This window comes from Paraburkholderia sp. 2C (genome assembly GCF_054589215.1).
The window spans coordinates 103,616-113,827 of the sequence record NZ_BAAILL010000080.1; the positions used below are offsets into that span (position 1 = coordinate 103,616).

A 10,212-nucleotide genomic window follows, 5' to 3' on the forward strand; every position below is an offset into this window, starting at 1 on the left:
GAAAATCGGAGGAACAAAGGCTTTATCACCGACTCGATTGAAGAAGAGATATCGAGACACGCGAGCCGGCACGACGCATTCGACCTGTCCGTTCAAAACGGGATCGACGACAATCCGGCAACAATGCGGGTCGCGCAGAGGCAGAAACTGTAGCGCAATTTCCGGGGCCGCGTCACGCGCGGACCGCCTGATGCGGCCTCCGAGGCAATATGACGCAGCATCTGAAAGCCGCATGAAGTCGGATTGTTCCAGTTTTGAGCGAAATTCCTGGATGTCCGCCTATGTTCGGCCTATGTCGTATCCGACAAATTGCGGCGTTGTCTCGTTGAGTCTTGGCGTCTCGATTAATCGACCGATGCGCGGTAAGATGCGCGTTCTTTTCCGGCTGAAAGCAGCCGAAAGCTGCTGAAAGGCAAGACACATCGATGCAAGTACCTCCCGTAGCCTTCGCTCCAACCGAATACGCGTTCTTCTTCGACTTCGACGGCACGCTCGTCGAGCTTGCGCCGACGCCGGACGGCGTGCTGGTGCCGCCCGACGTCCCGGCCTTGCTGGCTGAACTGCGCACGCTCACGAACGGCGCGGTCGCCGTCGTGTCGGGCCGCGGCATCGGCAGCATCGACGCGTTTCTCGGCTTGCCAGACCTGCCGATCGCGGGTTTGCATGGCGCCGAGCGGCGCGATGCGAACGGCGACACGCAGCGCATCGGCTTTAACGACGACCGGCTGCTGCACATGGAGCAGGTACTGGCGGATGTCGTCAATGACAACCCCGGCATGCTGCTCGAGATCAAGGGTGCGTCGCTCGCGCTTCACTACCGGAATGCGCCGGACCGCGAGCCGATCGCGCGCGCGGCGACCGCGCGGCTCGTCGCCGACTTTCCGGGCGCGTATGTGCTGCAACCGGGCAAGATGGTCTACGAGATCAAGCCGAAGGACGTCGACAAGGGCCGGGCCCTGCGCGCGTTTCTCGACGAGCCGCCGTTCGCGGGCCGCAAGCCCGTGTTCGCCGGCGACGATCTGACCGACGAAAAAGGCTTCGCGGTCGTCAACGAAACAGGCGGCGTGTCGATCAAGGTCGGCGGCGGCGATACGATCGCGCGCACGCGCCTCGATTCGGTGCGCGCGCTGCATGAGTGGCTTGCGGCGGTCGTGGCCGCGGCGCGCGGCGGCGCGTCATGAGCCGCCTCATCATCGTATCGAACCGTGTCGCGCCGATTTCCGAAGGCGGACCCGCGGCGGGCGGCCTTGCGGTCGGCGTCTACGACGCGCTCAAGGAAACCGGCGGCATGTGGTTCGGCTGGAGCGGCGACGTGCTCGCCGCGGGGCAACCGCAGATCAAGCTCGAAGAACGCGGCCCGGTGACGTTTGCGACGATCGGCCTCGTGCGGCGCGACTACGATCAGTACTACCGCGGTTTTTCGAATGCGACGCTGTGGCCCGCGTTTCACTACCGCGCCGATCTGCTGCAATACGACCGACACGATTTCGAAGGCTATTGCCGCGTGAACACGTGGCTCGCGCAACAGCTCGTGCCGCTGCTGCGCGCCGACGACGTGATCTGGGTGCACGACTACCATCTGATTCCGTTTGCGCAGGCGCTGCGCGCCGCAGGCGTGACGAACCGCATCGGCTTCTTTCTGCATATTCCGTTTCCCGCGGCGCAAGTGCTGCTCGCCGTGCCGCCGCATCGCGCGCTCGTCGAGGCGCTGTGCTCGTTCGATCTGCTCGGGTTTCAGACCACGCCTGATTTGCGCTCGTTTTGCGATTACGTCGTCAACGAAGCGGGCGGCAGCATCGACGCGCGCCCTGCGGCGGCCGCCGAGCCCGTGCTGATCCACGCGTTCGGGCGCACGCTGCGCGCGGCCGCGTATCCGATCGGCGTGTATCCCGACGAGATCGCCGAACTCGCGAAAGCGGGCGAGCGCGGCAAGCCCGTGCGCACGATGAAGGCGACGCTGCACAAGCGCAAGCTGGTCATGAGCGTCGACCGGCTCGACTATTCGAAGGGACTCGTCGAACGGTTTCGCGCCTTCGAGCGATTGCTCGATCAGACGCCCGCGCAGCGCAACAACGTGTCGTTCCTGCAGATTGCGCCGCCGACGCGTGCCGACATGCACGCGTATCAGGAAATCCGGCTGCAGCTCGAAGGCGAGTCGGGCCGCATCAACGGCCGCTTTGCGGAGCTCGACTGGACGCCGATCCTCTATATCCACCGGCAGTACGAGCGCCCGGTGCTCGCGGCGTTGTTTCGCACGGCGCACGTCGGCTATGTGACGCCGCTGCGCGACGGCATGAACCTCGTCGCCAAGGAATATGTGTCCGCTCAGGACCCGGAAGATCCGGGCGTGCTCGTGCTGTCGCGCTTTGCGGGCGCGGCGCAGGAATTGACCGGCGCGCTGATCGTGAATCCCGTCGATATCGACGATATGGCCGACGCGCTCGCGGCGGCGCTCGCGATGCCGCTCGCCGAACGCCAGGCGCGGCATCGGGACATGATGACGCAGTTGCGCGAGAATAATGTGTCGGTGTGGCGCGACAACTTCATGCGCGATTTGCAGCGTGCGGATCTGCTGACACACGTCGGTCATGGCGATGCAGCGTTGCATCGTCGGGATGACGAACGCGCCGGCGTGACGGGCTGATTCAGCGGCGTGCAACACGGGCACGAGCACGCGCGAAACAGAAATGCGGCTTCGAACACAAGGTTCGAAGCCGCATTTTTTTCAACCGTACGCGTGGTTGTCAGCTCGGCTCACGTGGCGCTCGCCCGGCACGCAACTCGCGCTCAGCCGGCAAACAGGCAACTGACGAAGTGCATCACGCCACGTGCTGCTCGTCCACCTTCTTGCTGCCGCCGACATGCAGGGTGGTCGTCTTGCCGTACTGCTTCGCGAGCAGATCGCGATAGAGACCCGGACGATTGCGCAGCTCTTCGGGGCTGCCGTCGTCGATGACCTTGCCCGCGCTCATCACGATGATGCGGTCGAAGTTGTGCAGCGTCGACAGCCGGTGCGCGATCGCGACTACCGTACGGCCGACCATGAGCCGGTCGAGCGCCTTCTGGATCGCTTCTTCCGATGCGCTGTCGAGCGCCGAGGTCGCTTCGTCGAGCAGCAGGATCGGCGAGTCTTTCAGAATGGCGCGCGCGATCGCGATGCGCTGACGCTGGCCGCCCGAAAGCTTGACGCCGCGGTCGCCGACGATCGTGTCGAAACCTTCCGGCATCGCTTCGATAAAGTCCGTACAGCGCGCGTCGCGCGCGGCCGCGATCACTTCCTCGCGCGACGCCTCGGGCCGGCCGTACGCGATGTTTTCGTAGACCGTCCGGTGTAGCAACGAAATATCCTGCGGCACGAGCGCGATCGCGTGGCGCAGGCTGTCCTGCGTGATCGTGCCGATATCCTGGCCGTCGATCAGGATCTTTCCGCCCTGCGGTTCGTAGAAACGCTGCAGCAGCGCGAGCACGGTCGACTTGCCGGCGCCCGACTTGCCGATCAGGCCGACGCGCTGGCCCGGCTCGATATTGAGGTCGAAGTGGTCGAGAATCGGCCGGCGTTTCGGATACGCGAACGTGACCTGGTCGAACGTGACGCGGCCGCCTTGCGGCACGAGCTCGGTCGCGTCGTTGTGGTCCGGCATGCCGTGCGGCTCGAGCAGCGTCTTGACCGCTTCGGCGAGACGCGCCACGTGCTGCGTGACGTCGACGAGCGCTACCGCGAGGTCGCGCGTGCCGTGCAGGATCGTGAAGCCGAGCGAACTGACCAGCACGATGTCGCCGGACGTCGCGCGGCCCTGGTCCCACAGCCATAGCGCCCAGCCGAGCAGGCCGGCGGACAGCAGCGCGGTGATCACCGCGTGCAGCAGGCGCAGCCGTTCGAGATACAGCAGGCTGTTGCGCCGCGCGTCCATTTCGGCCTTGACGGTCGAGCCGAAGCGCTTCTGTTCGCGAAAGGTCATGCCGAACGCGCGCACGAGCGACATATTGCCGATCACGTCGACGAGTTCGCCGTCGACGGCCGCCGCGCGGGACGCGAACGTCTGGTGACGCGCGGAGCCGCGGCCGGCCAGCTTGTACAGCACGATGGCGAGAATCGCCGAGCAGGTGAGCAGGGCGGCGGCCATCAGCGGATTTACCGCGACGATCATGACGATCGCACCCATCACCGCGATGCACGGCGGCAGCACGTTCCACGCAGTGGTGTTTTCGGCCGTATAGACGGCATTCGAGGTCGCGGTGATGCGGCTCGCGAGCGTGCCCGGCTGCTTTTCCGCGTAGTAGGTCGGCGAGTGTCCGCTCAGATACTGGAACAGGTCGCGCCGCAGGTCGCCGGTGACGGCCACGAACGTGTGGGCGGCGAACCAGCCGCCGACGCGCCACAACAGGTTGTCGGCCGCGATCAGGCCGACGAGGATCGCGAACGCGCCCCACAGCGGACCGGGATGATGCCGGCCCTGGCTCAGCACGTCGATCAGATGTTTGATCGCATACTGCGACGCGAGCGCGCAGGCGACCGCGGCGAACACGCTTGCCAGAACCACCGCGTGCGCAAACGGATGGCGACGGATGAAGCGAAACAGGAACGCAAGCGGCCGGTCCGCATAGCTCGCAAGCTTTGCGTTGTGGGCATTACGCTGGGCAATGGTGAGATGTTCCAATTGTGCGTGCTGTCGATTGAAGTCGGGTTAGGTCATCGGTCACGGGTAGCCTCGTAACACAGCGTAGGTTCCGCATTGTAAACATGCAAAAGCGAATTCGGTCCGTGGAAAGACGAAATCCGGACACATCGCGCGTGATTCATTTCGAGATGTCACACGCACGACCTTGGTCTGCTCGGCCCGCCACTGGTGCGGAGAAGCGAGCGAATCGCAGTCTTTTCGGGATACAATTACAGTTTGCATTCAATGCCGCCTGGCGAGGCGGGAGTGATGCGGCGCGTGACAGGCGCCGGCGGAGCCTCTGTGACCGGGCATGCAACCACAGGATTTCGAAGCAGAACCAAAGCACAAACGGGGCCTACCGGGCGCGCTTGCCGCAACAGCATCGCGCTTCGGAATGGGGCTCGAAACCGGGGCGCTGCGGGCAGGGCGGCGCGGTCGGATACGGGGTTGCACACCGGCCACGGCGATCGGCCGCTGGCGCCTCGGAAACCGCATCGAAATCGCACCTCCGCGGGGTTCCGCGGCTACAGGCTCCCAATGTAGAACTGTCTTAGAAAACAAGGGTTTGCAAAGTGTTTCCCCTTTGTAACAACGTAAAGTCTTTGAAATGTGCGTGCCGTACGACCGGCTTGGCATTGATAATGCGTGCTCGGTCAGCCCAGGATGACTGACATTTGTCAACGGCTGCGCTTGCTGTGCGTTTACGGCGAAGCAGCGGGCGACATCGGTTGGTTCCCCGGGTCCTACCAGGCGATCCATCGCAGGATTTTCTCGAAGAAAGCAGGTGCGTGTCCGCGCTGAACGCGGCAGTGCAACCTTGGCGAGCATGCGAGTCGCTTTTACAAACTGCAGTTACCTAGCCTGATCTTTTACGAGGAGTTTCTCCACCATGCGAATCGCTCAAATTGCTCCGTTGCACGAGGCGGTTCCGCCGAAGCTGTACGGCGGCACGGAACGGGTCGTGTCCTACCTGACGGAAGCGCTGGTTGAGCAGGGTCATGACGTGACGCTGTTCGCGAGCGGCGATTCGCAAACCTCCGCGAAGCTTGAAGCATTCTGGCCGCAAGCGCTGCGTCTGGATCCGACGATTCGCGACGTGATGGCGCCTCACATGCTGCTGCTCGAAGAAGTGCGCCGCCGCGCGGACGAATTCGACGTGCTGCATTTCCACATCGACTACTACCCGTTCTCGCTGTTCGCGCGTCAGCCGGTGCCGTTTTTGACGACGATGCACGGCCGTCTCGATCTGCCCGAACTGCAGCCGATTTTCAACACGTTCAGCGACGTGCCGGTCGTGTCGATTTCCGACAACCAGCGCCAGCCGCTGCAGCAGGCGAACTGGCTGCAAACCGTCTATCACGGTCTGCCGGAAAACGTGCTCACGCCGATCCCCAATGTCGAGCCGGGTTACCTCGCATTCCTCGGCCGCGTCTCGCCGGAGAAGGGCCTCGATCGCGCGATCCGCATCGCCGGTCAGGCTGGCATGAAGCTCAAGGTGGCCGCCAAGATCGACAAGGCCGACCGCGCCTATTACGAAGAAGTGATCAAGCCGCTGATGGCGCTCCCGCACGTCGAGTACATCGGCGAAATCGGCGAAGCCGAAAAGCGTGAGTTCCTCGGCAACGCGCATGCACTGGTATTCCCGATCGACTGGCCGGAGCCCTTCGGTCTGGTGATGATCGAGGCGATGGCGTGCGGTACGCCCGTGATCGCGTTCAAGCGCGGTTCGGTGCCGGAAGTGATCGAACACGGCGTGTCCGGTTTCGTCGTCGAAGACGAAATCAGTGCGGTTGCCGCGCTCAAGCGTCTGTCGCAACTGCCGCGCGACGGTGTGCGCAAGGCGTTCGAAGCACGCTTCACGTCGCAGGTGATGGCGCGCAACTACGTGGCGACGTACGAGGAACTGCTGCGTCAGAAGCGCCGCACGGTGCTGCGCGAAGTGAACGCAAACTGAGCGCGAGCTAAGCCCGTACGATGGCCGCCGCAAAAGCGGCGGTCCGCGTAATACACGATTCACCGACGCCCCGCGGGTGCATTGCACGCGGGGCGTTGTCGCATCTGGGCGCGGCGGCACGCGGGATGCGGCACGCTGAAATCCGGACAGGCGGTCTTTTTGAAGCGTGCGCGCGGCGGGCGGATGGGGCGGCGCGCAATCCGTGCGCTGCGTCATGCACCGATGCGCCCCGCATTGAAAATGCTGCCCGTCACGCCCACGGGTGAGCGTGACGCCCAATATCCCTATAATGGCCGTGCCGCGAAAGCTGCGGGCTGCTTACGCGGACAAGCACGGACAAGCACAGACAAGCACGGACAAGAGGAGAAAGCTTTGGCGAGAACGAAACAGACGCGAGCGAACGCCGCGCCGGGCGCCGGCACGATCTTCGCGCTGCGTGCGATCGGTCTCGTGATTCTCGCGCGATGGCTGTTCTCGTTGTCCGATATGGACGTGCTGACGGCGCTGTCGGCGATGGCTTCGTCCCCGTGGGCCTGCATCAATCTCGTCTTCCTGTTTCTGCTGATATTCCTGCCGGGCGCGCGCGCCCGCGCCGAGCGTCCGTTTCATCCGCTGCCGCAATGGCTGCGGCAGGCGCTGCGGCTCTTCGCGTTTCTCGGGTTTCTGTTTGCCGTGTGGTCGGTCGGCGCGTTCGCGTGGACGGCCGGCTGGCGGCGTGCGGCTCATGCGGTCGCGGCGACCAACGGCTGGCTGCTCGCGGCGCCGGCGCTCTACGCGGCCGTGCTATGGATCTGCCGGCCGCGCGCGCTGTGGCGCACGAACATCGGCGCGCGACGCTTTGCGATTGGCCGGTACGCCATTTCAATCGATAACGTGACGCGCACCACCATTGTGTGGATGGAAAGCCGCAAGGTCGGTCAGTACGATGCGCGCGAGCTTTCGGTGCGCTGGCCCGGTGCGACGGCAAGCGGCGGCAGCCGTGGTTCCGCGCGCAGCGGGGCGCCGGGCAACGCCGCGCCGGAGAAGGCGACGACGGGTGCGGGCGAGCCGCATGCTGTCGTCGCGTCGGATGTGAACCCGCGGGCCGAGGACGCGGCGCCTCCGGCCAGCGGCGAAGCGCCGTTGCATGAGACGGAATATGCGTCGGCTTCCGTGGGCGCGGATACATCGGCCACTGCCGCGTCGCCTTCCGCTGGCGCCGACACGTCCCCCACGCCGGCCACCGCCGCCATCGCGGCTCGCGCCGCTGCATCCGCGCCGCCCGCCGACGCGGGCGCCTTGCCGCCGCGGCGAGCCGGTCTTGCCGGCTGGCTGCGCCGGCCGAAGATCGAACTGATGTGGGACTCGCCGGCGGCGGCCGGACATAACCGCCAGACGGTCTTTCGCGTGCCGCTTATCTCCGACGGCGACCGCGCCGCCGCCCGCGCGCTCGATGCCAGTCTGCGGCAAGCGGGATAAGCAGGGCGGGCGCGCAACCGTCGACGGACCCCGTCGCGGCTGAACGGCAAAAACGAAAGAAGCGAAAGAAGCGAAAGAAGCGAAAGAAGCGGGACAAGCGCGAAAGCACGACGAAGAAATAGCGAAAACATAGAGACACCGTATGGAGATGTCCTTACTGATCCGCTGGTTGCTGGCCACGCTCCATCTGCTGGGCTATGGCCTCGCGTTGACCGCGATCATCGCGCGCACGCGGGCGCTGAGCCGTTGTGCGTCGGAGTACAGCCTGCCCGGCGTGTTTCTCGCCGACAACGTCTGGGGCCTGTCCGCGCTGCTGATGATCGTCACGGGCTCGTTGCGCGCGTTCGGCGGCTTTGAAAAGGGCGCGTCGTTCTATCTGCAGGAACCGCTTTTTCACGTGAAGATGGGCGCGCTCGTGCTGATCCTGCTGCTCGAAATCGCGCCGATGATCACGCTGATCCGCTGGCGCATCGCGCTCCGAAGAGGCGTGTCGCCAACGCTTCGCCGCGTGCATCAGTTCGCGGCGATCGGCTCGGTGCAGGTTGCGCTGCTCGTCGTGATGGTGTTGGCCGCGACCGGCATGACGCGCGGCGTCGGCATGGTCGGCACCGACTGGTAGCCGATTGGGTAGCCGAACGGGCAGTCGACTGGGTCGCCGATCGCGCGGCCGTCGATACGCTGCTCGAAGGCGTCGACGCGATTGTGCACCTCGGCGGCCTCTCGATCGATGCGCCGTTCGACGATCTGCTCGAAGCGAATATTCGCGGCCTGTACAACCTGTATGCGGCAGCCGTGAAGCATGGCGTGAAACGCGTCGTGTATGCGAGCTCGAACCATGTCGTGGGCTTTTATCCGGTCACCTCGGTCGTCGACGTCGATGCGCCGGTGCGGCCGGACAGCCTGTATGGCGTGACGAAGTGTTTCGGCGAAGCGCTGTCGCGCTACTACTTCGATCGCTTCGGCATCGAGACCGTGTGTCTGCGCATCGGCTCGTCGTTCGAAGCGCCGAAGAACCGCCGGATGATGGTCACGTTCCTGAGCTTCCGCGATTTCATCGATCTGGTGCGCTGTTCGCTGTTCACGAATCGCGTCGGTCACGCGATCGTCTATGGCGTGTCGGATAACCCGACGAAGTGGGTCGACAACACGAAGGCGTCGTTTCTCGGATTCCGTCCGCGGGATAGTTCGGAGCAGTTCGCGCACCTGTTCGAACCGGTCGCGCCGGGCGCGGATTTCGACGATATTGCGCAGCGCTTTCAAGGCGGACCGTTTGCGGCGGCCGCGCCGCTCGAACGCGACGCGTCGTAATGTAACGCGGGCACGGCGGACGAAGCCGGCGGCGCCTGGTTCGGCCTGGCGGGAACGTGCACCGCGCGCGGTTTGGCGGAGCCTGGCGATCGTCCGCGTAAAGCGCAGCCGCAGGCGTACCGTTAGCCGCTAACCGTTCGCGTACCGGCAGGCTTTACAGCATCGTGCGCGCGTTACGGCGCCCGTTTCGTCGCACGTTCGCGCGCTTGCCTGTCTCGCGTATCGTCTTCACACGGTCATGCTATGGTCGCACGGCGCCCGCTATCCGGCCGCCGCTGCAACAAGCGTTGAACAACGATCGCGTGATTCGCAATGACCCGTTCAAGCCTTTTCCCGCAGAAGCGGCGCCGCTCGTGGCCGCTCGTTCTCCTGGGCGTCATCGTCGCTGTGCTTGCGGCCGTGGTGCTGACCGGCTGGCTGACGCTGCGCGCGAGCCTGCCGCAACTCGACGGCACGCATGACGCGCCGCTATCGGCACCGGTCACAATCGAACGCGACGCGCTCGGCGTGCCGACCGTGCGGGGCCGCACGCGCGCCGACGTCGCCTACGCGACGGGTTTTATCCAGGCGCAGGACCGTTTCTTCCAGATGGACCTGCTGCGCCGGGTCGCCGCCGGCGAATTGAGCGCGCTGATCGGACCGCCCGCGTTGCCGATCGACAAGCGCGACCGTCCGTTGCGGTTTCGCGAACATGCGCAGGCGGCGCTCGCCGCCTTGCCCACCGCCGACCGGCAACTGCTCGAACGGTACACGGCCGGCGTCAACGATGGCCTGCGCGCGCTGCGCGCGCGGCCGTTCGAATACTGGGTGTTGCGCGCGCAACCGGGGGCG

The 10,212-nt window shown here is 65.1% G+C and carries 7 protein-coding genes and 1 pseudogene; 7 read left to right on the plus strand and 1 reads right to left on the minus strand.

The window, feature by feature from the left end:
- Window positions 1-425 precede the first annotated feature (425 nt).
- Both otsB and otsA read left to right on the plus strand, forming a co-directional pair.
- Window positions 426-1,181, plus strand: coding sequence for a trehalose-phosphatase (gene otsB / locus ACYPXD_RS33700; RefSeq protein WP_459722818.1), 756 nt, complete (start codon window positions 426-428; stop codon window positions 1,179-1,181).
- Window positions 1,178-2,644 carry an alpha,alpha-trehalose-phosphate synthase (UDP-forming) gene (gene otsA / locus ACYPXD_RS33705; protein ID WP_459722821.1) on the plus strand — a complete coding sequence of 489 codons (1,467 nt, stop codon included), beginning with the start codon at window positions 1,178-1,180 and terminating at the stop codon, window positions 2,642-2,644. Before otsB ends, otsA begins: the two co-directional genes overlap by 4 nt.
- A gap of 175 nt (window positions 2,645-2,819) precedes the next feature.
- Here otsA and ACYPXD_RS33710 read toward each other — a convergent pair whose 3' ends face one another.
- Complete coding sequence (locus ACYPXD_RS33710; RefSeq protein WP_459722824.1) at window positions 2,820-4,658, minus strand: ABC transporter ATP-binding protein; 1,839 nt, start codon at window positions 4,656-4,658, stop codon at window positions 2,820-2,822.
- Window positions 4,659-5,550: 892 nt separating this feature from the next.
- On the opposite strand from ACYPXD_RS33710, the gene ACYPXD_RS33715 reads away from it, so the two are divergent.
- From ACYPXD_RS33715 to ACYPXD_RS33735, 5 genes and pseudogenes are all read left to right on the plus strand, one after another.
- A complete protein-coding gene (locus ACYPXD_RS33715; RefSeq protein ID WP_459722827.1) occupies window positions 5,551-6,615 on the plus strand; it encodes a glycosyltransferase family 4 protein in 1,065 nt (354 codons plus the stop codon).
- A gap of 372 nt (window positions 6,616-6,987) precedes the next feature.
- Window positions 6,988-8,073, plus strand: a complete 1,086-nt coding sequence (locus tag ACYPXD_RS33720; protein WP_459722832.1) for a hypothetical protein — start codon at window positions 6,988-6,990, stop codon at window positions 8,071-8,073.
- Window positions 8,074-8,221: 148 nt separating this feature from the next.
- Window positions 8,222-8,611 (plus strand): annotated as a pseudogene (locus ACYPXD_RS33725) (DUF2214 family protein); the annotation flags it as partial.
- Window positions 8,536-9,381 (plus strand): NAD-dependent epimerase/dehydratase family protein, encoded by an 846-nt coding sequence (locus ACYPXD_RS33730; RefSeq protein ID WP_459723097.1) that lies wholly within the window; start codon window positions 8,536-8,538, stop codon window positions 9,379-9,381. The pseudogene ACYPXD_RS33725 and the gene ACYPXD_RS33730, both read left to right, overlap by 76 nt.
- Before the next feature lie 312 nt (window positions 9,382-9,693).
- On the plus strand, window positions 9,694-10,212 hold a 519-nt coding region (locus tag ACYPXD_RS33735), incomplete at its 3' end, for a penicillin acylase family protein (RefSeq protein WP_459722835.1).

What these genes read in the sequence shown, in the direction of transcription:
- ACYPXD_RS33715 (WP_459722827.1), top strand. Translation starts at nt 5,551, where the DNA reads ATGCGAATCGCTCAAATTGCTCCGTTGCACGAGGCGGTTCCGCCGAAG.
- otsB (WP_459722818.1), top strand. Translation starts at nt 426, where the DNA reads ATGCAAGTACCTCCCGTAGCCTTCGCTCCAACCGAATACGCGTTCTTC.
- otsA (WP_459722821.1), top strand. Translation starts at nt 1,178, where the DNA reads ATGAGCCGCCTCATCATCGTATCGAACCGTGTCGCGCCGATTTCCGAA.